Source organism: Pelagicoccus enzymogenes, assembly GCF_014803405.1.
GTDB lineage: Bacteria > Verrucomicrobiota > Verrucomicrobiia > Opitutales > Opitutaceae > Pelagicoccus > Pelagicoccus enzymogenes.
Genome location: NZ_JACYFG010000036.1, coordinates 561,490 through 584,619 on the forward strand (window position 1 = coordinate 561,490; position 23,130 = coordinate 584,619).

At 59.2% G+C, this 23,130-nt stretch carries 22 protein-coding genes; 12 read left to right on the plus strand and 10 right to left on the minus strand.

What is annotated here, in order from left to right; translation table 11 throughout:
• Positions 1-78: 78 nt before the first annotated feature.
• The 6 genes from IEN85_RS14625 to IEN85_RS14650 are packed head-to-tail and all read right to left on the minus strand — an operon-like array spanning position 79 to position 4,120.
• The gene (locus tag IEN85_RS14625; RefSeq protein WP_191617827.1) at positions 79-1,881 is read right to left on the minus strand and encodes a peptidoglycan D,D-transpeptidase FtsI family protein; all 1,803 of its coding nucleotides are present in this window, start codon (positions 1,879-1,881) and stop codon (positions 79-81) included.
• 6 nt (positions 1,882-1,887) lie between these two features.
• Complete coding sequence (locus tag IEN85_RS14630) at positions 1,888-2,265, minus strand: hypothetical protein (protein WP_191617828.1); 378 nt, start codon at positions 2,263-2,265, stop codon at positions 1,888-1,890.
• Positions 2,262-2,465, minus strand: coding sequence for a hypothetical protein (locus IEN85_RS14635; protein WP_191617829.1), 204 nt, complete (start codon positions 2,463-2,465; stop codon positions 2,262-2,264). Before IEN85_RS14635 ends, IEN85_RS14630 begins: the two co-directional genes overlap by 4 nt.
• Positions 2,466-2,505: 40 nt before the next feature.
• Positions 2,506-3,465: a 16S rRNA (cytosine(1402)-N(4))-methyltransferase RsmH gene (rsmH, locus tag IEN85_RS14640; RefSeq protein WP_318186626.1), complete on the minus strand. Its 960-nt coding sequence runs from the start codon at positions 3,463-3,465 to the stop codon at positions 2,506-2,508.
• A complete protein-coding gene (locus IEN85_RS14645) occupies positions 3,446-3,655 on the minus strand; it encodes a hypothetical protein (protein WP_191617830.1) in 210 nt (69 codons plus the stop codon). The genes rsmH and IEN85_RS14645 overlap by 20 nt, the downstream gene beginning before the upstream one ends.
• Before the next feature lie 18 nt (positions 3,656-3,673).
• Complete coding sequence (locus IEN85_RS14650) at positions 3,674-4,120, minus strand: division/cell wall cluster transcriptional repressor MraZ (RefSeq protein WP_224772633.1); 447 nt, start codon at positions 4,118-4,120, stop codon at positions 3,674-3,676.
• Between the two features lie 384 nt (positions 4,121-4,504).
• On the opposite strand from IEN85_RS14650, the gene IEN85_RS14655 reads away from it, so the two are divergent.
• From IEN85_RS14655 to IEN85_RS14670, 4 genes are all read left to right on the plus strand, one after another.
• Entirely contained in the window at positions 4,505-4,801 is a 297-nt protein-coding gene (locus tag IEN85_RS14655; RefSeq protein ID WP_191617832.1) for a gamma-butyrobetaine hydroxylase-like domain-containing protein, read from the plus strand.
• 31 nt (positions 4,802-4,832) lie between these two features.
• Entirely contained in the window at positions 4,833-5,528 is a 696-nt protein-coding gene (locus IEN85_RS14660; protein WP_191617833.1) for an HAD-IA family hydrolase, read from the plus strand.
• Between the two features lie 116 nt (positions 5,529-5,644).
• Positions 5,645-6,082: a phosphoribosyl-AMP cyclohydrolase gene (gene hisI, locus IEN85_RS14665; RefSeq protein ID WP_191617834.1), complete on the plus strand. Its 438-nt coding sequence runs from the start codon at positions 5,645-5,647 to the stop codon at positions 6,080-6,082.
• A 105-nt stretch (positions 6,083-6,187) separates the two neighbouring features.
• Positions 6,188-7,078 carry a DUF72 domain-containing protein gene (locus tag IEN85_RS14670; protein WP_191617835.1) on the plus strand — a complete coding sequence of 297 codons (891 nt, stop codon included), beginning with the start codon at positions 6,188-6,190 and terminating at the stop codon, positions 7,076-7,078.
• A 105-nt stretch (positions 7,079-7,183) separates the two neighbouring features.
• On the opposite strand, the gene lpxA is transcribed toward IEN85_RS14670, so the two are convergent.
• The 3 genes from lpxA to IEN85_RS14685 form a co-directional block, all read right to left on the minus strand.
• Positions 7,184-7,975 (minus strand): acyl-ACP--UDP-N-acetylglucosamine O-acyltransferase, encoded by a 792-nt coding sequence (gene lpxA / locus IEN85_RS14675; RefSeq protein WP_191617836.1) that lies wholly within the window; start codon positions 7,973-7,975, stop codon positions 7,184-7,186.
• A 21-nt stretch (positions 7,976-7,996) separates the two neighbouring features.
• Positions 7,997-9,334 carry a bifunctional UDP-3-O-[3-hydroxymyristoyl] N-acetylglucosamine deacetylase/3-hydroxyacyl-ACP dehydratase gene (locus tag IEN85_RS14680; RefSeq protein WP_191617837.1) on the minus strand — a complete coding sequence of 446 codons (1,338 nt, stop codon included), beginning with the start codon at positions 9,332-9,334 and terminating at the stop codon, positions 7,997-7,999.
• Positions 9,335-9,665: 331 nt separating this feature from the next.
• A complete protein-coding gene (locus tag IEN85_RS14685; RefSeq protein ID WP_191617838.1) occupies positions 9,666-11,006 on the minus strand; it encodes a thymidine phosphorylase in 1,341 nt (446 codons plus the stop codon).
• A 331-nt stretch (positions 11,007-11,337) separates the two neighbouring features.
• On the opposite strand from IEN85_RS14685, the gene argS reads away from it, so the two are divergent.
• The 7 genes from argS (at position 11,338) to IEN85_RS14720 (ending at position 19,239) form a co-directional block, all read left to right on the plus strand.
• On the plus strand, positions 11,338-13,119 hold the full coding sequence (gene argS / locus IEN85_RS14690) for an arginine--tRNA ligase (protein WP_191617839.1): 1,782 nt from the start codon (positions 11,338-11,340) through the stop codon (positions 13,117-13,119).
• Between the two features lie 75 nt (positions 13,120-13,194).
• Positions 13,195-14,124, plus strand: coding sequence for a hypothetical protein (locus tag IEN85_RS14695; RefSeq protein WP_191617840.1), 930 nt, complete (start codon positions 13,195-13,197; stop codon positions 14,122-14,124).
• Positions 14,125-14,174: 50 nt separating this feature from the next.
• Positions 14,175-15,611: a YihY/virulence factor BrkB family protein gene (locus IEN85_RS14700; RefSeq protein ID WP_191617841.1), complete on the plus strand. Its 1,437-nt coding sequence runs from the start codon at positions 14,175-14,177 to the stop codon at positions 15,609-15,611.
• Positions 15,612-15,848: 237 nt separating this feature from the next.
• Positions 15,849-17,486, plus strand: coding sequence for a peptidylprolyl isomerase (locus IEN85_RS14705; protein ID WP_191617842.1), 1,638 nt, complete (start codon positions 15,849-15,851; stop codon positions 17,484-17,486).
• Between the two features lie 64 nt (positions 17,487-17,550).
• Positions 17,551-17,799 (plus strand): FmdB family zinc ribbon protein, encoded by a 249-nt coding sequence (locus tag IEN85_RS14710; RefSeq protein ID WP_191617843.1) that lies wholly within the window; start codon positions 17,551-17,553, stop codon positions 17,797-17,799.
• Positions 17,796-18,752, plus strand: a complete 957-nt coding sequence (locus IEN85_RS14715; RefSeq protein ID WP_191617844.1) for a CPBP family intramembrane glutamic endopeptidase — start codon at positions 17,796-17,798, stop codon at positions 18,750-18,752. Before IEN85_RS14710 ends, IEN85_RS14715 begins: the two co-directional genes overlap by 4 nt.
• Positions 18,753-18,795: 43 nt before the next feature.
• Positions 18,796-19,239: a metallophosphoesterase family protein gene (locus tag IEN85_RS14720; RefSeq protein WP_191617845.1), complete on the plus strand. Its 444-nt coding sequence runs from the start codon at positions 18,796-18,798 to the stop codon at positions 19,237-19,239.
• 164 nt (positions 19,240-19,403) lie between these two features.
• Here IEN85_RS14720 and IEN85_RS14725 read toward each other — a convergent pair whose 3' ends face one another.
• Positions 19,404-21,851: a DEAD/DEAH box helicase gene (locus IEN85_RS14725; RefSeq protein ID WP_191617846.1), complete on the minus strand. Its 2,448-nt coding sequence runs from the start codon at positions 21,849-21,851 to the stop codon at positions 19,404-19,406.
• Between the two features lie 145 nt (positions 21,852-21,996).
• On the opposite strand from IEN85_RS14725, the gene IEN85_RS14730 reads away from it, so the two are divergent.
• Positions 21,997-22,782 carry an endonuclease/exonuclease/phosphatase family protein gene (locus IEN85_RS14730; RefSeq protein WP_191617847.1) on the plus strand — a complete coding sequence of 262 codons (786 nt, stop codon included), beginning with the start codon at positions 21,997-21,999 and terminating at the stop codon, positions 22,780-22,782.
• Positions 22,783-23,130: the final 348 nt, after the last annotated feature.

Here is a 23,130-nt window from a genome sequence, read left to right on the forward strand (position 1 = left end):
TGATTGAACTACTCTCACTTCCTTCTCTGACCCAAGCGCGGAAATCCGGTTTCGCGGAAGTCAAAGGAAGATTGGAAATCAGTTGTCTCCCGTTTCGCGGTTTAGGGTTTCATGCTGGGCATAACCCGTAGCCTTGGGACTCGGGGTAATCGCGTAATGCGGGATCAGCTTCTTGGCGATTTCGCGGAAGGAAGGAGCCGCCACGATGCCTCCATACCCCAGTCCACCCGTCGCCGGACGCCCGTTGTCCACGATCACCGTGATCACTACCTGCGGGTTGTTGGCCGGGAAGAAACCAGTGAAGGAACCGACGTGCTCGCGACTGGAGTAGCGGCCGTCGATGATCTTCTGGGTGGTTCCCGTCTTGCCGGCCACGCGGTAGCCTTCCACCATGGCGCGACGCGCCGTACCACGCTCCGAAGCCGCTTCCTCGAGAAGCGCCGCAACCGTGCGGGCCGTACCGCGGGAAAAGACCTTTCGCTTGGGAACCGGTCCAAACTCTACCACGGTGTCCCCTTCGTAGTTGGTAATCGCAGCCACCACGCGAGGCGTCATCAATACGCCACCGTTAGCCAAAGTGGAAGTCGCCATGTGGATCTGAATCGGCGTCGCCGCAATGGAGTGTCCCATGGTCATGCGGGAAAGCGTGAGACGGTCCCACTTGTTGGGCGGGTTCAGGATACCTCGCGACTCCACACCCAGATCAAGTCCGCTGTAGTCGCCAAATCCATACCGCTCTACCCAATCATAGAAGTTTTGGCCGCCTAACTTGAAGCCGAGGTGAGCCGCGCCACGGTTGGAAGACTTGGAGATGACCTCGCCTACCGACAAGATTCCCATCGGATGATCGTCCTTCGGCAGCCTTACCCTGTATCCATCTGGCATGACAGCAATCGGCTCCGCGCAGTCGATTTCCGTATCCACGCTGACCACCCGCTCTTCCAGAGCAGCGGTCGCGGCCACGATCTTGAAGGTCGATCCTGGCTCTAAAATATCGGTCAAGGCTCGATTCTTGCGCGACTCGTCATTGGATTGCGAATACGCGTTCGGATCAAAGCTCGGATAGTTGGCAAGCCCCAGCAATTCGCCCGTGTACGGGTCCGAAACGATAATCGTAGCTGCCTTCGGGTCGAAATTCTTTACGATTTCCTTCAGTTCCTTCTGGACCACGTCCTGAACGTAGGAGTCGATCGTGAGCACCACGTTGAGGCCGTCCGTGGAAGTGACCTGGCGACGGCGAAACTGAGCCATCTCGCGGCGGCCTGCCCCGATCTCCGTTTCCGTCCAGCCCTCTTCGCCGCTGAGGTAGTAGTCGAACTCGCGTTCCACGCCCATGGCCGCTTGCCCGTCCTTGCGCACGAATCCAATGACGTGGGAGGCCAAATCGCCTTGCGGGTACTCGCGCTCGTAGCTCTTGGTACTGGTCACGCAGCGAATTCCCATCGCCCTCAAGGGCTCGAAGGAACGTGGCTCGACGCGGCGCTTCAAAAGCTTCCAACGCGGACTGAGCGACTTCACGTCAGCCGGAAGGCGCCCGTTAGAAAGACCAAAAGCCTCTCGTACATGAGAGACCGGAATATCCAAGTTCTTGGCGATGTCGGGGATGCGCGCGAGGTCCGCCTTCTGGATCTCATGTCGATCCACCCCGACTTCCAGGAAAATATGACTGGTGGCCAGTATCTCCCCATTGATGTCAAAAATATCTCCTCGCCGCGGCATGTCCCGCAGGACGCGGAAGCGGCTGTTTTCTAGCTCGTCGACGAACTCCGGACTCTTAAACGCGTGCAACTCGACCAGCCGAAAGCCGATCGCTCCGTATCCGCAGAGAAAGAAGAGAGCGAGTATCCAAAATCTGAATTTAGTTCCAGGGCGGCTTGCCATCAGTCGTTAGAAGCTCGCTGCCGTAAGCATCGTGTTCGATTGCTTTTCGTAGAGACGCTTCGTGGGATCCTCCAAGACGTGAACGATCTGCCGCTCGGTGGGCAGGCGAAGGCCGAGGCCGTACTCCTGATTGAGGGCCTTGAGCTGGTCGCGCGTGGTCTGGCGGGCGATCACTGCACCCAGTTCGGCGATGTGACGCTTCTGCTCGGAGATGTTCGCGTAGAGGGCCTTGTTCTCGTTGGCCAGCACTGCGGCTTCGTGACGCAGGTAGACAGTCCCCAATCCGAACATGCCCACGAACAACGTGAGGGCGAAAGTCAGCCAGATGATGCGGTTGAGGATGGAGGAGGTTTGGGAAGGTTTCTGAGTCTTGCGGTTGCTCATGATGCTTCAAGCGCCAGACCCCGATCGCGGGACGGGATCTTGTAGACGCGTTCGAATGGTTTGAAGGAGATGGTTGGCGAATCGGTGCCGATGCTCGCCTCTTGGCGGCAATCGAAAGAGCCAGCTCCAAAGGAGCTGCCTAGGCTTAGGGTGACAATCTGACGGTTCAACACCGACTTCAGCGTGCTTGAGTTTCTCATTATCCTGCGACTCTCTAAATTGAGCGTATTCATTATCTTGCTACTTTATCTTTCTTAAAACGCGGAGCTTCGCCGAGCGGCTCCGCGGGTTTTGCGCGACTTCCTTGTCACTAGCCGTTATGGGGCGCTTGCCGAGCAGCTCGCAGAGCGTCTCGCGCATGTCCTGTGGGCGGTTGTCCCGCGAACCTTCAGGCCTTCCCGCCCAGCGACGGAAGAGGACTTTAGCCACGCGGTCTTCCAAGGAATGGAAGCTGATCGCGCAGAGGACTCCTCCGATCTTTAGCTGGTTGAAGGCGGCCGGCAGTCCGCGTTCGATTACGCCAATCTCGTCGTTGATCGCGATCCGGATCCCTTGGAAAACCTTGGTGGCCGGATGCAGCTTGGAATTAAAACGAACCCTCGCTGGAGTGCAGGATAGGATAAGGTCAGCGAGCTGTGTGGTGGTGCTCAGTTCGTTTTTCTCCCTGGCCGCGACGATGGCATCGACGATTTTGCGCCAGTTCTTTTCTTCCGCGTAGCCGCGAATCGCCTGTATCAGGTCCGCTCGGGAGGCTGTGGCAAGCCACTGAGCAGCAGATACACCCGACTCCGGGTTCATCCTCATGTCTAGAGGGGCTTCTCCACGGAAAGAGAAGCCTCGATCGATCTCGTCCAGCTGGAAGGAGCTGACTCCAAAGTCGAAGAGGATCCCGTCGAAGGGACCTTCCTCAAGCTGGTCGAGGGTTTCGAAATTCATGCGGTGAAAGCAAAAGCGATCACCATAGCGTTCCTTGATCTGGGCGGCGCGAGCCACCGCTTGGGGATCTTGGTCCAGTCCGACAACCGTGCAGTCCGCAGCATTGAGCACCAACTCGGTGTGCCCTCCCCCGCCGAAGGTGCAGTCCAGGTACACGCCGCCGTCGCGTGGAGCGAGGTGCTCCAGCGTCTCTGCTGCAAGTACTGGTACATGTCCTTCCATTGCGGGGGCGATGCCGATTAGACTATCGATTGCCGAAATCACTGTTTGGTTTGCGGGCCGCCACGCGGGGCAGCTTGTATTCAAAATCCCAAGTCGAGCAGTGGCGGATGTGGGCGCGGCCAAAAGTGCCGCCCATCCCGAGGTAGCGTCCCGCGCTCGGCGCGAGCTTCTTGCGCGGAGAAAGCCCCACTGCATCCATTATATTAGAAAGTATCGATTGGCGGTCCTTCATGGTTCTGCGTCTTCCTTCTTAAATTCCAGCGAGCTTCATGATCTTGCCCATGTCGTCGTTGTTGGCCTTCGGATCCACCGAGTTCCAACGCTCTGGCGACCAAATACGAAAATCCGTCAAACGGCCGACCACCATGGCTTCCTTGGTGATGCCCGCATGCTCCAGCAGCTCCTCGGTGAGGTTGACCCGGCCCTGCTTGTCGCAGCCAAAGGAATGGGCCTGCGAGAAGAGCTTGTCCTGGAGCGTCGCCATCTCCTCGTCGCTCAGGCTTTGCGACTCGATCAGCTCCATCAGTTTTTGCACACGGGACGGCGGCAGGACGTGGATCGAGCGAGTGCCCGGGTCGGGAAAGGCCAGATAGACGTCTTCTGTGTCCCCGTCAAAGCGCCACTTCGAAGGAATCGTGAGACGATTCTTCGAATCTAGGTTTCGTTGGTGTTTGCCAACGAAAATTGGTCTGCCCAAGGCGCTCATTAAACTTCTTTTCCGGAAAAGCTGTGAAAAACTTCCCCAAACCTCCCCACTTTCCCCCACTTTTCAATTAAATTCCTCCACAACGGGCCATTTTTACTATCCACAAGTTATTCACAGCCCATTCCTTGACAGTGGATTTACATTTTCGGGCATTTAGCCCCTGCTCAGAGGGAAAACCGGCGTTCGCGCGCTTCTTGGCCGCCAAAAACCCAAAGGTTATCAACCATGCAAAAAGGCCGCTTTTGCGGCCCGAAAACGCATCTCCGCAAAACCTTGTGAATAACTCGCGAACAAGTGGAACAAGTAGGTTCCAAAGCGCTTCCTCTGAGCTTGCTTGCCGCCCCCTCCCCCTTATCCCATTTTTCCCCACCAAGCATGACGCCACCGAAAAATATCCAGCTCATCGGCAACGAACTCGCCCTCCTCTGGCAGGACGGCAGCGAGTCCTACATCAAAGCTCCCGTCCTGAGAGCCGCTTCCCCCAGCGCCGAAACGGCCGGCGAACGCGATATCCTCGGCGTGCTGCACGGCGGCGAGCGCGGCAAGGACTACTCCCAGGTCACTATCGACAGCTGGCAATTCGTGGGCAACTACGCCATCCGCTTCAAATTCTCCGACGGCCACGCCACCGGCCTCTACAGCTACGAGCTACTGAAAAGCCTGGGCGAGTAGGAGCGACCTTGCTCGCTCCTACCTCAAAAAAATGCCTTTCTCCGAAATCAAAGCCGTCACCTTCGACGCCGCCCATACGATTTACCACCCCCATCCTTCGGTGGGCGCCATCTACCGGGAAGTCATGCAGCGGCACGGGCTCGACTACCCGGCCGAATCCCTCGAGGCCGGATTCCGACGCGCCTTTCGCTGCGTATCCAAGGACAGCGCCATCCTCGACGGCGAAAAGCGGGAGTGGAGCTACTGGCGCTCCGTCGTTACGGAATCGATTTCCCAGCTCTCCCCACCGCCTTCAGACTTCGACGCACTTTTCGACGAGCTTTGGAACGAGTTCGCCCACGGGCACCGTTGGCGTCCCGCTGGCGCCGCCCGCGACACCCTTTCCTCCCTGAAGTCGCAAGGCTACCAAACGGCCCTGCTCACCAATTGGGACAAACGGGTGCGACAAGTGGTCGCCGAAACCGGCTTTTCCGAGCTCTTCGACCACCTCTTCATCTCCAGCGAAATCGGACACGAAAAGCCCGCTCCCGCAATCTTCGCCCATTGCCAAGCCCAACTCCAACTCGCTCCCGAGCAAATCCTGCACGTGGGCGACTCGCTGCAACACGACATCCAAGGAGCCCAAGCCGCCGGCTGGCACGCGATTCGCATCGTCGAGGAAGAAAACCACGAGGAAAACGACTACCGTAGCATCACACAACTGAGTCAGGTTCTCGACTTGCTGTAAGAGCGACATTGCTCGCGAAAGCTTAACCGGATTCGCGACCAAGGTCGCTCCTAGCCGAAACCGGATGACCTGCGAGCTTTACATCCCGCCCCCTCTCGCCTTACCTGCAAGCCGTTATGTCACACACATGCATCCATGAACGCACCTCCAAGGAGGATATCGAAACAGGCAAGAAGCTGCAGCCAAAGTTCGACAGCAACGGCCTGATCCCCTGCATTACGACGGAGGTCCATTCCAACGAGGTGATTATGTTCGCCTGGATGAACGAGGAAGCTCTCAAGCATACCATCGAAACCGGCAAGGCCACCTACTTCAGCCGCTCTCGCGGAAAGCTCTGGGTGAAAGGCGAATCCTCCGGCCAAATTCAATGGGTCAAGGAGCTCCGCACCGACTGCGACCAGGACGTCATCCTCATCAAAGCCGACATCGGCGAGAACGGAGCCGCCTGCCATACCGGCTACAAGTCCTGCTTCTACCGCAAACTAGAAGGCGAAGAGCTTGTCTACGACGGCGGAGAAAGAGTCTTCGATCCAGCCGAAGTATACAAAAAATAACTACTTGAAACAGAGGGTGAGGCTTCCGTGCCTCCCCTCTTTTTTTTTTGTAGCAGCGACCTCGGTCGCGATTCGCCCAAGCCAACCGCCTTTCCCAACCTAGCCATGTCCCAACATCTTCCCTACTACCTCGGCTGTCCCGCATGGTCCAATCGCGAGTGGATCGGCAAGGTTTTCCGCAAAGGCACCGAGTCGAACGAGCTGCTGCGCGAATACGCCCGGGTGTTCAACACCGCCGAAGGCAACACCCTCTTCTACGCCTTGCCCCCCATGGCGACCGTGGAACGCTGGATGGCAGAGACCAGCGACGCCTTCCGCTTCGCCCCCAAATTCCCCAAGTCTATTTCCCACGAGCGACGCCTCTCCGGCGCGGAGGAGGAAAACAAGGCCTTCTTCAAAATCCTCACTGCCCTCGCCCACGGCAACAAGCTCGGCGTCTCCTTCCTCCAGCTTCCACCCTCGTTCAACATCAACAATTTGGATACGCTGCGCGACTACCTGAAATCGCTGCCCAGCGACTTCAGCTACGCGGTCGAACCGCGCCACATCAGCTTCTACGACAAGGGCGACAACGAGAAGCGCCTCGACGACCTCCTCGAGAACCAAGGCATCGACAAGGTCGTCTTCGACACCCGCCCGCTCTGGTCCAGCGAACCCGACGACAAGGAACGGGAAGCTCGCGAGCGGAAACCGCAAATGCCAGTGCGACACGTCGCCTTGGCCAAGCACCCCGTGATTCGCTTCGTCGGCAAGAACGATGTCGAAAAAAACGAGATCTTCGTCAAGGAATGGGCTCCCGTCATCAACAAGTGGATACTCGAAGGCAAACGTCCCTACCTTTTCGCCCACGCCGGCGACGACACCTTCGCTCCCTACGTCGCTCGGAAACTGCACCAGCAGTTGAAGCGCATCAATCCGCTCCTGCCGGACCTACCCGAATTCGAATCCGACCGCATCAAGCCAGACGAGGAAATCGAACAGCTCGACCTGTTTTGAGTAGGGTCGTCGCTTGCGACGCACCGCAGTGCAGAAGCAAGGAGAGACGCGGCATGGCGCAGCGGAAGTCACGGTCCGCTGGGACAGCGGACCCTACCGCATCAATTACTTGCTGCCGCCCGCGATTCCGCGTTCGGACGCCTCCACGAAGGCTATAAAATCCTTCACCTCCGTCGTATCCGCGTACTCACTACTTTTCACCGCATCGATCGCTTGCTGGCGATTCAAGCCTTGGCGGTAGAAAGCCTTGAAGAGAAATTTCACGGCCGCCATTTGCTCAGCAGTAAATCCCGCTCGCTCGAGACCTACCTTGTTGAAGATGCGGATCTTGGCCGGATTCCCGTCGCCTAACATAAAGGGCGGAATATCCTGCTCCACCTTGGAACAGCCGCCGATAAAACTGCGGTAGCCGATGTGGCAGAATTGGTGGATCGCCGTGCCGCCGCCGCCAATTCCGGCGTAGTCATCGACGATTACGTGTCCAGCGAAAGTCGCGCCGTTGCTCGCCACGATGTGGTTGCCCAACTTGCAGCAGTGCCCCACATGGCAGTAGGCGAGCAGGTAGTTGTCGTTCCCGATTTCGGTGAAGTCGCCGTCCTTAGTCGCTGCATTGATGGAGACATATTCGCGGAAAATGTTGCGGTCGCCAATCTTCACGCCCGGACTTCCCCCCTTGTACTTCAGGTCCTGGGTCTGCATCCCGATGCTGGCAAAGGGGTAGACTTGGCAAGAGGCGCCGATCGAAGTGTTCCCCCAAACCGTGGCATGATGCCAAACCTTGGAGCCGGCGCCGATCCGCACGCCCGCGCCGATCACCGCATACGGTCCCACTTCCACATCCGCGGCAAGTTCCGCCTGCGGGTCAACAATCGCGGTGGGGTGTATTTTGTCGCTCATGATTTCGCGTATTGAAATTTCCTATACATCTTCGCCCTCGCCCAAGATCATAAACTTGAGCTCGCCGGAAGAAGCGACTTCGTCCCCCACATAACAAGTGGCGGAAGCCGTGCCGATTTTCGCACGCATGATCTTGAGCAGCTTGATGTCGATGCGCAGCTGATCGCCGGGTATCACCTTGCGGCGCCACTTGACCTTGTCGACGCTCATGAAGACCGCCGTCTTCCCTTCTTGGTTGATCTTGCGCAGCATCAGGATACCGGCCGCTTGGGCCATGGCCTCGATCTGCAGGACTCCTGGCATGATCGGTTGACCGGGATAGTGCCCCTGGAAGAAGGGTTCGTTGATGGTAACGTTCTTGATCGCGGTCAGCTCGTCCTCCCCGCGAAATTCAGTCACCCGATCCACCATCAAGAAGGGATAGCGATGGGGCAGCGTCTCGATGACGCGGCGGATGTCCAATTGAGTCTCCTCCTCGAGGCGAGCGGTCTTGGGCTTGGGCTTGGCCGGCGTGGCCTCCCCTTTGGCCAACTCCTCCATGCGCTCGAAGAGCTTGGCCGTGAGCTCTGCATTGATGGCGTGCCCCGGACGCACCGCCACGATGTGGGCCTTCAGCGGTTTGCCCAGCAAGAGCACGTCGCCAATCACATCGAGAATCTTGTGGCGGACCAGCTCGTCGTCGAAGCGAAGCGGCTCCTTGGACATAATCTTGTCGTCCTTGAGCACGATCGCGTTCTCCAAGCTGCCACCCTTGATCTTGCCGAGCTTGATGAGCTCCTCGATATCTTCGTAAACCGTGAAAGTACGGGCCGCCGCGATCTGCGTGGCAAAGACGTCAGGATCGATCTCGATAGAAAGGTGCTGGGTGTGGATGCCGCGGTCGTCGGCGGAAGTACAAGAAATCTTGAAGCCGTCGTAAGGCAGCGCGATGAGCGAGGAATTCCCCTTGCTCACGGAAATCGGCTGGTCGAGCACGAAGTGCTCGCGCTCCGCGTCTTGCTCGACCGGCTCCGCCTCGAGGATGAGATTGACCCAGCCCTTGGAGGAACCATCTAGGATCGGCGGCTCCGAGGCGTCCATTTCCACTTCCACGTTGTCGATGCCCATGCCGTGCAGGGCCGCCAAAACGTGCTCCACTGTGTGAACCTTCACATGTCCCGAGGCGATGGTCGTCGCTCGCACGAGGTCGGTGACCTGCGAGATGTGCGGCTTGAGAACCGGCTTGTCGTGCAGGTCGACGCGACGAATGGTAATTCCCGCGTTGGCCGGCGCCGGCTTCAGCGTAACTTGGGTTTTGTCACCGGTGTGGAGGGATGGGCCTTTGACAGAGACTTCGCGCAGGATGGAGCGTTGCTTCATGGGGATCGCTTAGTGGCAGCAATAGAGGGGGAGATCAAGGAAAACGTAGGAGAGCCGAAGATAGGTAGGAGCGTGCTTGTCACGCGATCAGTTTCTGTGAATCGCGTGACAAGCGCGCTCAAAAGTGGAATCAAGCACCTCACAGATGGTGGGACGGCCGCTCCGCGGGCGGCGGCTTTTGCAAGTCACCCGCGGAGCGGCTGACCCACCTGAGCAGCCATTCCTTGCAGCTGCCAACCCCACACGCATCCTACTGCTTTCGCGGACAAAAAAAGCCAGCCGCGGAGGCGACTGGCTTGCGAAAGATTTATTGGTTGCTCGCGAAAGATCCTTACGCGACACGCTCCACGATGAGTGGTGGCGGAGTCGGACGCTTGGGAGCGAGGCGGTAGGCGGCCTTGAAGTATTCGAGGGCCTGCTCAAGCTTCGCTTCGTCGTTGTAGTGGATCATCATCAGCGGCTCGCCCTGCTTGACCTGGGTACCGACCTTCTTGATTTCGGAAACGCCCACCGCGTAGTCGATGTTGCCATCTTCGTCCGGACCCGCGCCGAGCAGGTGAACGCCCTTAGCAATCTGAGCCGCGTTGATGGTGTGCACGTAGCCGCGCTTGGGAGCAGGCAGCTTGCGGATGTGCTTGGCGGTCGGGAATTTCTCCGGATCGTCGATGTAGGAAGTGTCGCCGCCTTGGGCGGCCACGATTTCCTTGAGCTTTTCCAGAGCGGTGCCGTCCTCGATGTGACGCTGAACCGTTTGCTTAGCGGAAAGTGTAGATCCCGCAACGCCAGCGAGGCGTACGATTTCCATGCCGAGCTTGAGCACCAGCTCTTGCAGATCCTCCGGCCCTTCGCCCTTGAGAAGCTGGATCGCTTCCTTGAGCTCGAGAGCGGTTCCGACCGTGTCGCCGAGCGGCTGGTTCATGTCCGTAACCAAAGCCACGCAACGGCGCTTCATGGAACGGCCTACGCGGGTCATGCTACGAGCGAGCTGCTTGGCCTGCTCGAGGTCGCGGATGAAGGAGCCGTTGCCCCACTTGACGTCGATCACGAGGCCTTCCGCGCCTTCGGCGAGCTTCTTGGAGAGCACGCTGCCAGTGATGAGCGGGAGGCTTGGGATGGTCGCGGTCTTCTTGCGAAGGTCGTAGAGCTTGGCGTCCGCCGGAGCGAGCTCGGCGCTCTGACGCACCATGGCTCCGCCGATCTTCTCCAGCTGCTCGATGAAAGCGTCGATCCCCATGTCCGCCTTGAAGCCCGGTACCGCGCTCAACTTGTCGAGAGAGCTGATCGCGAAATCTTGGTCGATGCCGCCCATCATAGGAATGACGATGCCGGAGGCGACGGCCAAGGGGACGAGCACCAGAGATGTCTTGTCGCCTACGCCGCCCGTGGAATACTTGTCGATCTTGGGCTTGGCAATGTGAGAGAGGTCGATCACCTCGCCGGAGAGCATCATCTCCTCAGTGAGAATTGCAGTTTCCTGGGCGGACATTCCCTGGAAGAAGATCGCCATGGCCATGGCGGCCATTTGGAAGTCAGGCATTTCTCCGTCCAAGATAGAGTCGATTATATACCGGATCTCCTCCTTGGTGAATTCTTGGCCCTCGCGCTTCTTTTCGATAAGATACGCGTAGCTCGGCTTGATGAAACGACGGCTGCTTAAGGTTTTTCTAACCATATGGATTGTACGGAAACGTATTGTTTGCCGTTTGCGGCCATGGAAGGACGACACCCGCGAACCCATTCGCTAGGAAAGTATCACCCACACCATTGACGCTCTTGGACTTACGAAAGATCCTATCGAAGGAGACAGGTCTCTCGCCCGCCCAAGCGGCAATTTTGAAGAGCGTATTATGCCACACGTGTCAAGCCCCTAACCGAAGCCCCGTCCCTAGGATTTTGCCCAAGGAAAACTAGGGTATCCACTGGCCATTTTCGAACAAGGCAACTGACGGGGGCCACTATTAGAGGCTTGCTCGTTGCCAGAAGGCGGATTTTGTAGCCGCTCTATGCAAGACTGGTTCGACCTCGCAAAAAAGATCGACTCGCTCGTGCTGGAAGCCGCGGCTTCCGCAGGGCTCGAAGACTCCTTCACAGCGGATATCCGATCGGCGGATCCTCGCTTCGGGGATTTGCAGGCCAACGGCGCCCTCCCCTACGCCAAACGCAACAAGAGCAACCCGCGCCAAATCGCCCAGTCCATCGTCGAGAAACTGCAAGCAAACCAGGAACTCGCAGAAGTGGCCGAACTCTCCATCGCCGGCCCTGGCTTCATCAACTTCTCCCTCAAGCCCAGCTTCCTGCAGAAGTGGCTCACCACCTTTTCCGGCTCCGAACAGCTGGGAAAAGCCGCCGCCCACCTACAGGCCGACGAAACCGTAGTGGTCGACTACAGCTCGCCCAACACCGCCAAGCAGATGCACATCGGGCATCTGCGTTCCCTCATCATCGGCGAATCCATCTGCAAACTGCTCGAGTTCTGCGGAGCGAAGGTCATCCGCGACAACCACATCGGAGACTGGGGCACCGCTTACGGGCGCCTCTTCTACGCCTACAAGCGCTTTCTCGACGAAGAAAACCTGCAAGCCAACCCGCTGGGCGAACTGGAGCGGCTCTACAAGCTGGGCAGCAAGCTGGCTGCCGAGGACGAGGCAGTCGTGGCCGAATCGCGCGAGGAGCTGGTCAAGCTGCAGAGCGAGGATCCCGAGAGCATGAAGCTGTGGGAAACCGTCAACGGCCACAGCATCGACGGCATCAAGCAGGTCTACGAACTCTTCGACATCCACTTCGACCACTACCTGGGCGAAAGCTTCTACCGGAACATGGTGGAGCAGGTATATAAAGAGCTCGAGGAATGCGGACTCGGCGAAAAGAGCGAGGGGGCCTGGGTCGTCTTCCATCCCGAGCACAAGCGCTTCGCCACCCAGCCTTTCATGTACCGCAAGTCGGACGGGGCCTCCAACTACGCCACTACCGACCTCGCCACCATGCTCTACCGGGCCGAGCACTTCAAGGCCTCCAGCATCATCATCGAAACCGACTTCCGCCAGAAGGACCATTTCGAGCAACTGGAGCTCACCACCCAAAAGTGGTTCGAGAAAACCGGCCGCAGCTTCCCCAAGTTCAGCCATGTCTTCCACGGCACCATCATGGGCGAAAACGGCAAAGCCATGGCCTCCCGCAGCGGCGATCCCGTGCTGCTTAAGGACCTGATCGCCGAAGCCATCGAGCGAGCGGAAAAGCTGGTACGCGAGAAAAACGAGGAAAAGGTCGCCAAGGGGCAAGCCCCCCTCAGCGAGGAGGAAGTTGCGGCTGCCGCCAAGGTGATCGGGACCGGCTCCATCCGCTACGCCGAACTGTCGCAAAACCGCACCAGCGACTACGTCTTCGCTTGGGACAAGCTGCTCAGCTTCGAGGGTAACACCGCTCCCTACCTCCTCTACGCGGCCACCCGCATCAAGAGCATCTTCCGCAACTTCGAGGCCTCCGAGCTGGAAGCCCTCGCCGGCAAGGCCAGCCAAATCGAGACCCCCGAAGAGCTCGCCCTCGCCCGCAAGATCCTCGGCTTCGTAGGCGTGCTACAGCAGACCATCGAGACCCTGCGTCCGCACCTGCTTTGCACCTACCTCTTCGAACTGGCCGGAGCCTACAGCTCCTTCTACAACGCCAACAAAGTCATCGTATCCGAAGAAGCCATCAAGGCGCGGCGCCTAATGCTCTGCCAACGCACTCTAGACGTCTTGGAGACGGGACTAGGCCTGCTAGGCATTCCTACTTTGGAACGCATGTAATAGCATGTCCAAGGGCCTCCCGCGCCTTGACAAAGCGCCTCCAGCAAGTGTCTCATTGGGCTACTTCCCTAGCCCATGAGAGAATACTATATCCGACGCGAAGGCGATGAAGATGCGAGCGGCCCGTTCGACATCGACCAAATCTCCTCTCTGATCGAGGCAAACAAGCTCGATGCCAACGCCTATTTCTACGACATCGAATCCGAGTCCTGGCTGACCATCTCCTCCAACGAGGAACTGATGGAAACCCTCTTCCCCAAGAAACGGAAGCTCACCCTGCGGACCCAGGAATCCGAGGAGGAGAAAAAGCGCCTCGCAGAGGAGGAAGCTGCCAAGGCTGCTGCGGCCAAGGCAGAAGCAAAAGCCGAGGGGCAAGCCGAATCCGAGACGGAGGGAGCGGAAACCGAACCAGACGATGCCGAAGCGGCCAAAGCCTCGGAAGCGGCCGCCCCCGAAAAACCGGCCGAGGAGTCCAAGAAGGGCAAAAAGAAAAAGGGCGAGCCGAGCGAAGAGCGGCAAAAGCTGGAAGTGACCAAGATGCTCGCCCTCGCCGAGGGACGCGCCGACGACCCCAGCGGAAAGTCGCCGCGGGAAAAGCAAGCCGCCGTCGCCTTCTTCGGCCTGCGCTTCCTCACCCTTTTCTTCATCGCCTCGATCCTAGCCATGGGCTACATCGAGAAAGACTTGGTCATGACCGCCGACGCCATCGCCATGGCGAAAAGCCCCTACATCGTGATCGCCGTCATCGACTTGGTCATCACCTTGACCCTACTGCTCCAAGTCACGGAGGTGTATCCACTTCTTCGATTCAGAGCTGCTGTAGGAGCCGGACTTCTCACCATGCTGTTTTATTCTAGCGGCGACACCCTCCTGCTCTTCAGCAACTTGCTCCTGATGGGCGCCATCTACTTCAGCAGCGCCATCATCAAAATCCGCTTCCTAATCGCTTGCGGAATCACCGGCGTTCTCGGTATCCTCGGCTACGTTTACGCCTTCTTCCTCTAAATGAGGTGGAGCGGCTTATCCGAAGACGCTCAAAGAGTTCCACAAGCCACATGAACCCACGTTTCCAAAAAATCGTATCCAAGGCCAGGATACTGCAAAAGGAAATGTGGCGTCACCATGGAGAGACCTTGTCCAAACGCCGCAGCGTCGCTTTCGCCATTGGCCGGGTCATTGCCATCACCCTTTCGGGCTTGAAAGAGAATCGCCTGCTGGCTCGGGCCGCCGCCTTGAGCTTTAGCTCCCTCTTGGGACTCGGCCCCATGATCGCTCTCGCGGTGCTCTTGTCCGGCTTCGTGCTCAACCAAGCGGAGCCGGGCATGGCCCAGGACACCATCGAGCGCATCGTCTCCTACATCGCTCCCCAAGTAAGCCTGACCGAGGGCGAGGCTACCGCCGATGAGAGCAGCCTGAGCAAACTGATCTCCGACTTCATCACCGCCAGCCAATCCGGAGCGGTCGGCATCGGCGGCGCTCTCGTGCTGGGCGTCATCGTTATCCAACTTTTCATCACCATCGAGGACGCTTTCAACGACATCTGGGGCGTATCCAAAGGCCGCAAGCTGATGACCCGCATCGTGCTTTACTGGACGGTCATCACGCTCGGCACCGTGCTGGTATTTGCCGGCATCGCCCTCGCCGTCACCAAGCTGATCGAGCTCAACAACCAATTCATCGCCTTCACCGAGGGCTTGCCCGGGTCCGAAACCGTCAACAGCTGGCTCTCCGTCTACGGCGCCAAAATCGGGGGCTTCCTCCTGCTCTCCACCCTGCTCGCCGCCTTCTACCGCTTCATTCCCAATACCCAGGTAGAGTGGAAAGCCGCCTTCGTGGGCGGGCTTTTTTCCGTGAGCTGCTTCGCCGCCAACAACGCCTTCGCCTTCCTCTACGTCGAACGCGTCGCCATGCAACGCACCCTCTACGGATCGCTCAGCATCCTGCCCGTGCTCATGATCGGGCTCTTCACCTTTTGGATGTGCCTGCTGCTGGGAGGCCGCCTTTCCTTCGCCGTGCAAAACGCCCGCTTCAAAAGCGGCAAGGTCGCTTGGGACGAGCTCAGCCAAGCCTCCCAAGAAAGCCTCTGCCTGCTTCTCCTAGCCCAGATCAGCCGCCGCTTCCGCGATTGCGGGGAAGCGTACTCCAGCACCGAGCTCGCCCAACACAACAACCTGCCCCGCCCTCTAGCCGGAGCCGCCCTCAACCGCTTGGTCGATCTCGGCCTCGCCTCCACCTTGCCCGCCAAGGAAAAGGACATTTACAACGCCTACCGCTACCAGCCGGCCCGTCCGCTCGAAAAAATCGCCCTGCTCGAGTTCAAGAAGAACTTCGAATCCCACGGTTCCAATCCGGACGACAGCCTTTTCGACGCCCGCGACCCGCTGGTACGCCGTTACCACGAACTCATCGACGAAGCCCGCCGGACCAGCTTCCAGCAGCTCACCCTCGCCGACGCGCTCGATTCGCTCGCCGAGGAATCCCCAACAAAGTAGAGGGCTACCGAGGAGCAACGCTACGACACTCGAGCTCAGCGACGACACATCCTGCTCCCAACAACCCGATCAACACGCTACTATTCCACTCCTGGTATCGGAAACGCAATTTATCCTCCCCACCCGGTTTTCTCCAGAAGGACAGCAACCACACTCCCACTGCTTCAAGGGAGGTTTTGCCCATTGACAGCTTAGGCGCCGAGCCTAGTTTAGCCGCCTTTAATTGCGTATCCCCTTATGATTTCCTGGCTACAAAACAAACTTCAGAAGCACCTGCTCCTCGTATTCATCATCTTCGCCGTCCTCATCATCGCGTTCATCGTGCAGATCGGCAACCAGGGGCCGATCGGCGGCGGAAAGGAAGCAACGGCTGACCTTTTCTTCTACGACACTCCGATGAATACCGAAGCGGCCCGCGTGGAGCTGGTGCGCGACTCCCAGCTCAGCGCCTCCCTCAGCCGCAACCCGCGCCCTAGCCAGAACCTCGCCTTCGAGCGCGCCACCGCCCGCTACATCGCCAACCAAAACTTGATTCCCGAGCCTACCGAGGAACAGCTGCTCGAATACATCAAGACCCTACCCGCTTTCCAAAACCAGCTCGGCGAGTTCGACGCCCAGGCCTACAACATGATCCTCGACAGCATCAGCCTAGGCGGAGCCTTCAGCAAGAACGACCTGCGCCGCGTGCTGATCGACGACTACCGCATCGCCAAAGTCTACACCGCTCTCGAAGGAGCTGGCTTCGTGCACGAATCCGAAATCCTCGACAGCCTCAGCCAGCGCTTGGCCAAATGGTCCGTGCTCGTCGCTGAAAGCGATCTCAACGCCTACACGCCGGAAGTGGAAATCACCGACGAGATGCTGCAGCAGCACTACGAAGAATTCAGCTTCACCTACCAAACGCCCGAGCGTCGCGTCGTAAACTACGTAGAAGTCGAGGCCGCCAACTACGTCGACGAAATCAAGCCGACCGAAGACGAGCTCATCAACTACTTCGAAGCCAATATCGACCGTTACCAGCCCGCCCCTGCCGAAGACCCCGAGGCGGAGCCAGCGGAACCCGTGACCTTCGAGCAAGCTCGCCTCGCCGTACGCGAAGACCTTCGTCTGGAAAAAGCCCGCGAAGTGGCCGCCGAGCGCGCCTACGACCTCGTGGTGCAGATCCACGAAAACGAATTCACCCGCGACTCCCAAGGGCTCAAGGACGCGATCGCCGCCATGAACCTGGAAGTGAAGACCGCCTCCTCCTTCGCCGCCAATGAAACTCCGATTGGCACGACTTGGGGACGCAACATGGTCAGCGAAGCCTTCAAGCTCACCGAAACACGCTTCTACTCAGAGCCGCTCCAACACGGCAACAAGTCCGTCGTGCTCTTCTACGACAAGGTGATCGAGCCAACCGTACCGAGCTTCGAAACCCTGCGTCAGCGCATCGCCGCCGACGTACGGGCCGAAAAGTATCGCGAAGCCCGCGCCGCTTACGCCATCGAACTGCAAGAGAAGCTGGCCGCTGCCGCGGACAGCGAGGACAGCTTCGGCGCCGCCGCCGAAGAAGCGGGCCTCACCGTCAGCTCCTACAGCGACTTCAGCCTCGGCGAGCCCGCCGAAGGCCTCGACCGCCGCGCCCTTTCCGCCCTGCTCGAGCTCAACGAAGGCGAAGTCTCCGATTTCGTTCGCCTCGGCAACAACAACCAAGGCGCCTACCTTTACGTCGTTTCCAAGGAGGCGCCGGAGGTCAGCAAGGACGACCCGCAATACGCCCAAGTCGCCCAGTCGCTGCAAAACCTGTCCAACCAATTCTCTGCTCAGCAGTACATCAGCACCCTCACCGTCCAGGAACAAGTTCGCCTCGGATTCGTCCAGCAGGAGAACTAGCATCCACTCGCTCTTCCTGGAAGCGGAACGGCCGTTGCCCAACGGCTTTAAATAAACCAAGACCATGCCACTGCAGCGCTTCAGACCGATATCCGGCCGCTGCAAGCTCTGTCGCGGCGAAGTGGAAATCCACCTCGCCTCGAACGAAAACGCTCCCGAGGAGTGTCCCAAGTGCGGGCAGGAGATCGAAGCCTGCCCCACGCTCACGGCCCCCCAGATGAAGATCAACGTCAAGCCGTCCGTCAGCAACGCCAAGTCCGCCGGCTTCAAGGTATTCAAGAAGCTCGACGGCGGCGAACTGGAGCAACAATGAAACGCGATCCCAAGCACCTCCTCTACGGACTGAGCCCCGAGCAAAGCTCGCTCAAAGGAATCTGGCTGCTCTGTCTGCTCTACTTCGGCTCCCTCGTCTCTGGGGCGATCCTCAGCTTGATCGCCTTCAAGCTGACCCACCACTTCGATCCCGACGCCAGCGGCTACCTCGCCAACAAGCCGTATCCAAAATTCTTCGACCGGGCCCGCTGGCTCAGCGTTTTGCTCCTGCTTCCCTACTTGTTCGTGCAATGTCGCATCACCAGCTGGAAAGCCATCGGCTTCTCCCGCCCCATGCTGGCCACCTTCGCTCGCTGGTTCCTGAGCGGCATCGCCATGATCTTCATCATCTACGGCTTCAATACCGCAACAGGAGCCTTTTCCTTCACCTGGGAGCCCAGCCAACTCGCCTCCAAGATCGACGACGCCATCCTCGCCTCCCTTCTCATCGGCATCCTCGAAGAAATCGTCTTTCGCGGGCTTGTATTCAGAATGTTCTACACCGCCTTGCAGCCTATCGCAGCCATTTTGCTCTCCTCCTTTTTCTTCGCCGTCCTTCACTTCAAGACCCCCGAGTTTTCGCTCGGCGAAATCGCCCCGTCCGAAGTTGGCATCGCCGAAGCCGCCCAGATCGCAGCCGGCACCGCAGTCGCCGTCTTCACCGAATTCGACCTCAAGTACATACTCGCCATTTTCCTCGTGGGCGTGGTCCTGCACCAAGTCTTTCTGCTCGCCAACAACCTCTGGGCCAGCATCGCCATCCACGCCGGATGGGTATTTACCATCAAGCTCTTCGGCAACGCCTTCGCCACCACCGAACAAGCCAGCTCCTTCAGCGGCACCACCCGAGTCGCCGACGGCTACTGGGTCAGCATCGTGCTCGTCTGCTTTATCGCCCTCTTCGCCTACCTCCTGCACAAAAAAGGTGGCACGGCCGCTCCGAAGACGCTCTAACCAAGGGTGGCACGGCCGCTCCGCGGGCGTGAGAAAAGAATCCATGTCCCGAAAAATAGCAGTCATCTCCGATACCCACGGCAAAGTTCCGGAACGCCTGCTTACCCATCTTTCAAAAGCCGACGAGATCTGGCACCTCGGCGACGTCACCCAACCGCACGTCCTCATCCCCATCCAAAACCTCGGGCGCCCCTTGGTGGTGGTGAAAGGCAATTGCGACCCCTACGGCAGCTGGCCCGAGATCCGCGACCTTGAACGCGAAGGCTTCCGCTTTCGCCTGCAGCACCATCCGCCTTACGCCTTCCTGGAAAACACCACGGCCATTCTCTACGGCCACTTGCACCAACCCTTGGACGACAGCGAGCACGGCCTACGCGCCCTCAATCCCGGAGCCGTCACCGGCCCCCGCCACGGCAGCGCCGCCAGCTTCGCCTGGCTTACGTTTCCAGAAGCGGGAAAGTGGGATTGGCAGGTCGAGCCGCTGTAAGCGAGCCGCTTTGCAAGGTAGGGGCTGCTGTCCCAGCAGCCCGCATTCTCGCTGTTGGCGGTCCGCTGGGACAGCGGACCCTACCTATCCCCCTACTCTCCCCCCTGTAGGAGCGACCTTGGTCGCGAAAGCGGTCCGCCGGGACAGCGGACCCTACCTATCCCCTACCACTTCCGCGGAAAGCGCAGCCGGTGCTCGACCCGACCTATCTGCGACGGCTCCAGCGGCGGCAGGTCATCCACCAACAAACGCTGGTCGTCCACCTCCAAAATCGCCTTGGCGCAGGCCTGCAGCTCCTGCCAGCGGGCAAACTCCAAGGCGGGCGCGTTGACGATGTGACGCAACAAGCTCAACCACTCCTGCCGCGCTCGCTGCACATCGCCAAACTTCAAGTCATCGCCGAGCAAGCGTTTTCCCTTGCCGCCCGATGCCGCCCATTCGGCGATCACCTCCGCCGCCCCATCCCCGTAATGCGGCGGAAGCCCGTGCTTGAGATACCCCTCGTAAGTACGATCTCGATACGCCACCCGACACGCTCGCGAGAGTCGATGGCTGTACTGGGAATAGTCGTCAAAACGGTAGCCGGCTCGCAAATTGGCAATGTCGCGGGCGATGGCGTCGACCGCATAACTTTCATCCTCCAAGGCCGCCGCGATCGCCAAGCCTTCGCCTCCTTGAAAAAGGCTGAAGATCCGCCCTCGCAAGGACGGCTGCCCCTTGGCATCGACCAATCCCAGCTGGCGCCAGGCAAGGGCCGGGCTGCGGGCGGGATTCAGCTCTCCCTCGCAAACCGATCGCTGCAGGCAGTTCTGGCACTCCAGCGGATAAGCCCGTCGCGTTTCCGGCTGAAACAAGATCTCGCCCCAAACGTCACGATCGAAGCTCCCCATCGTTTGCGAATAGTCGAAAATCCCGATCAAGCGAAATCCCTCGCGACGCGTATCCACCAATTCACCACTGCCTAACAACGTGCTCCAAGGAAGCGTCCTCAAAGCATCGAGCTCTTGCCGCTTCTGCAACGCAACCCCCTGATCCGAAAACTCCTTCAGCAACCAACCAGCCAACTGCAGGCGCGTCGGCTTTTTCTTGTCCAGAAAGCCAATCAGGCGCTTCTTGCCGAAGACCTTGCCGATCCGAGCAAGCTTGCCTCCCCCTAGCGATTTGACGACCGCCGCCTGCTCAAGAGCCGGCTTCAAGGTTTCGCCGACCCGCGCTTTGGCCTCTCCCCACCTCGCCTGCACCTGTTCGGAACGAGGCTCCCAAACGCCTTGGGAATTTAAAATCTCCTCGCTGTTCGCGGTGGCATGGCGAGCCCGTTCCGCATCGACCCGCAGCCCGCAGGGCATATCGGGACATTGGATACTGTGCTCCACGCCCACCTTCGCAGGTGTGTCGCCAAACAGTCGCTCGCAGGCTTCGGTCACCTCGGAGAAGGCATCCACGCCCCGCTCCGCCGCGACCTCCAGAATACCGATCAAGCTCGGCCAATCGAGCAACTTGGGGCGCCGCACCGGACGCTGCTTGCCTTCCCGCAACCGCGGGCGGTCCGGCGCGACCAAGGCATAGCCAATGGTATCGAAACCACGGCGCCCCGCTCGCCCAAACATTTGCAACAGTTCGTCTGGCCGGATGAGCTGCTGCACGTTGCCCAGAGTGAACTGCGACTCCGTTACCAAAACCGAACGCATGGAGAAGTTCACCCCGGCGGCAAGTCCCGTAGTGGAAACGACGATACGCAGCTGCCCCGCTTTCGCCAATGGCTCTACCAACCCCGCCCGCTGCTGGTAGCTCAAGCCGCTGTGATGGAAGGCGACTCGCTTGTTGAGCAGCTTTTCCAGATTGCCTCCCGCCAAGCGCTTCTGCACCGGACTGAGAGCCAGCGGATTTTCGACCGGCAAGGCGGCGGCCAGCTGGCGGGCGAGCGACTCCGCTCCCTTGCGCTGCGGGGCGAAAATCAAGATTGGTCCCAAGTCCGCCATGAGAGCTCGAGCCACCAGACGCGGCCAAAATCCGGTAACCGTACGCGGCGGATTGTAGGACAAGGCATCCAAATGGATTTCCTCAAGCGGCACTGGACGCTTTTCCACCGAGATCAAATGAGCCCGGCGGCCCAGCCGCTGCAGCCAATCCACGATGTCTTGCGGATTGGATACGCTCCCGCTCAGCATCAAGAGCTGAGTCTGCGGGGGAGCGAGGGCTACGCACAGCTCGTAGTTCACCCCACGAACCGGATCGCCGATCATCTGGTACTCGTCGATCACGAAAAGCCGCGGCCCCTTACCCCGCAGGAAGCGAGGCTTCTGCGTTTCTAAAGTGGCCACGACCACCGGAGCCTCCGGATCGATGGCAACGTCTCCGGTGACGATTCCCACTCGCCACCCTTTGCCGCGAAACTCCCGCAGCTTGTCGTTGGCCAGGGCCCGCGTGGGCACCGCCAGCACGATCTGACCGTGGCGATAGGATTCCGCGATCAGCTCGACGAGGTAAGTCTTGCCCGCGCCGGTGGGCGCATTCACCACCACGTCCTCCCCAGCCTTGATGCGGTGCAAGGCGTCTTGCTGCCACAGGTCGGGAATCTTGAGGTGTATGTCTAGGTCACCGAAGGCGTTCACGGATGGGAGGGAGTCGCGAGTTGAAGCGCTTCGCTTAAAGTTCCCCATAAAGGGCCGGAAGCGCTTTCGTTGTTCGCGGAATTCGTTAAGTTGCTTGCTGCGTTAAAAAGTACAGATGCGGCTGCGGACACGAGAGATAAAGTTGATGACTTTCAATATCGCCCACGGGCGAGGGCTCTCCCTCTACCAAGGCTTCAGCAGCGCCAAGGGGATTTCCAAGAACCTCGATCGCATCGCTCACGTCATCAACGAACAACAGCCCGATATCGTTGCCCTGCAGGAGATCGACGCCTCCTCCCACTGGAACAAGCATATCAACCTGCTGGACTACCTGCAGTCCGCCACCAACTACCCGCACGCCGTGCACGGCATCCACAACCGTCGCTTCGGCCGCAAGCCCCTCGCCTACGGCAACGCCTTCCTCTCCAAATACCCCGTCAAGAACTGGAAGGTCGAATCCTTCGGCTCCAAGAAACTTGGCGAAAAGGGTTTCCTGGAAGCCTGCTTCCTCATGGACGAGGCGGAAATCGACGTCATCAACCTGCACCTCGACTTCCGCTCCCGCCGCACTCGCCTCCGCCAGGTGGACAAGCTGCTCTCCTCCATCCACGCCCGCAGCGACGCCGATCCCTACCACCTGCCTCCGATTATCTGCGGCGACTTCAATACCAGCTCCCGCTCCTCGCGAGACGCCTTGCACCAGCTCATCGAACGCTCCGCCGGCGAAGAGGACTACCATTACTTTCCGAAAAAAGAGCGGACCTTTCCCGCCCATTTCCCCTCGCGGGGGCTCGACTTCATCCTGCTGGCCGCCCCCTTCGAAGCGGTTGAAACCGCGGTGATTCGCAGCTTCGCCTCCGACCATTTGCCGGTAGTCAGCCGTATCGAGACCCCAGTCGCCACGCCCCTACGGGCCGCTGCAAACTCCTAAGTTTCGCCCATAGCAAAGGAGCGGAAGACGCGGACCGAGTGGCACCGGTCTCCCCAAAACAAAAATCTGGAGGGACGACTGCCACGTCGTCCGCGCTGCAGGAGCAAAAGCCCTAGTCAATCCGTAATCAGTAATCTCGAATGTAGGAAGTGGCCTTGCGCCACGATTAACCAAAGTGGGGGAAGCTTCCAGCTCCCGCATCTCCCCAAGCACGCGACCTAGAAGGTCCCGCCACTATCGATAAGCAATCGCCCAAGCACCTCCGCGTCCTCCGCCTGCCCTGAGTTTATCGAACGGGCGGTTGAAACACTGTCTTGGTAGGGCGGACTGGCCCAGTCCGCCGCGGAG

Bases quoted from the DNA above. Each gene is read 5' to 3' on its own strand.
- IEN85_RS14635 (WP_191617829.1), bottom strand. From the start codon at position 2,465: ATGAGAAACTCAAGCACGCTGAAGTCGGTGTTGAACCGTCAGATTGTC.
- lpxA (WP_191617836.1), bottom strand. From the start codon at position 7,975: ATGAGCGACAAAATACACCCCACCGCGATTGTTGACCCGCAGGCGGAA.
- IEN85_RS14695 (WP_191617840.1), top strand. From the start codon at position 13,195: ATGAGAGAATACTATATCCGACGCGAAGGCGATGAAGATGCGAGCGGC.
- IEN85_RS14730 (WP_191617847.1), top strand. From the start codon at position 21,997: ATGACTTTCAATATCGCCCACGGGCGAGGGCTCTCCCTCTACCAAGGC.
- IEN85_RS14715 (WP_191617844.1), top strand. From the start codon at position 17,796: ATGAAACGCGATCCCAAGCACCTCCTCTACGGACTGAGCCCCGAGCAA.
- IEN85_RS14655 (WP_191617832.1), top strand. From the start codon at position 4,505: ATGACGCCACCGAAAAATATCCAGCTCATCGGCAACGAACTCGCCCTC.
- hisI (WP_191617834.1), top strand. From the start codon at position 5,645: ATGTCACACACATGCATCCATGAACGCACCTCCAAGGAGGATATCGAA.
- IEN85_RS14710 (WP_191617843.1), top strand. From the start codon at position 17,551: ATGCCACTGCAGCGCTTCAGACCGATATCCGGCCGCTGCAAGCTCTGT.
- IEN85_RS14705 (WP_191617842.1), top strand. From the start codon at position 15,849: ATGATTTCCTGGCTACAAAACAAACTTCAGAAGCACCTGCTCCTCGTA.
- IEN85_RS14685 (WP_191617838.1), bottom strand. From the start codon at position 11,006: ATGGTTAGAAAAACCTTAAGCAGCCGTCGTTTCATCAAGCCGAGCTAC.
- argS (WP_191617839.1), top strand. From the start codon at position 11,338: ATGCAAGACTGGTTCGACCTCGCAAAAAAGATCGACTCGCTCGTGCTG.
- IEN85_RS14630 (WP_191617828.1), bottom strand. From the start codon at position 2,265: ATGAGCAACCGCAAGACTCAGAAACCTTCCCAAACCTCCTCCATCCTC.
- IEN85_RS14680 (WP_191617837.1), bottom strand. From the start codon at position 9,334: ATGAAGCAACGCTCCATCCTGCGCGAAGTCTCTGTCAAAGGCCCATCC.
- IEN85_RS14720 (WP_191617845.1), top strand. From the start codon at position 18,796: ATGTCCCGAAAAATAGCAGTCATCTCCGATACCCACGGCAAAGTTCCG.
- IEN85_RS14660 (WP_191617833.1), top strand. From the start codon at position 4,833: ATGCCTTTCTCCGAAATCAAAGCCGTCACCTTCGACGCCGCCCATACG.
- IEN85_RS14670 (WP_191617835.1), top strand. From the start codon at position 6,188: ATGTCCCAACATCTTCCCTACTACCTCGGCTGTCCCGCATGGTCCAAT.
- IEN85_RS14645 (WP_191617830.1), bottom strand. From the start codon at position 3,655: ATGAAGGACCGCCAATCGATACTTTCTAATATAATGGATGCAGTGGGG.
- IEN85_RS14625 (WP_191617827.1), bottom strand. From the start codon at position 1,881: ATGGCAAGCCGCCCTGGAACTAAATTCAGATTTTGGATACTCGCTCTC.
- IEN85_RS14700 (WP_191617841.1), top strand. From the start codon at position 14,175: ATGAACCCACGTTTCCAAAAAATCGTATCCAAGGCCAGGATACTGCAA.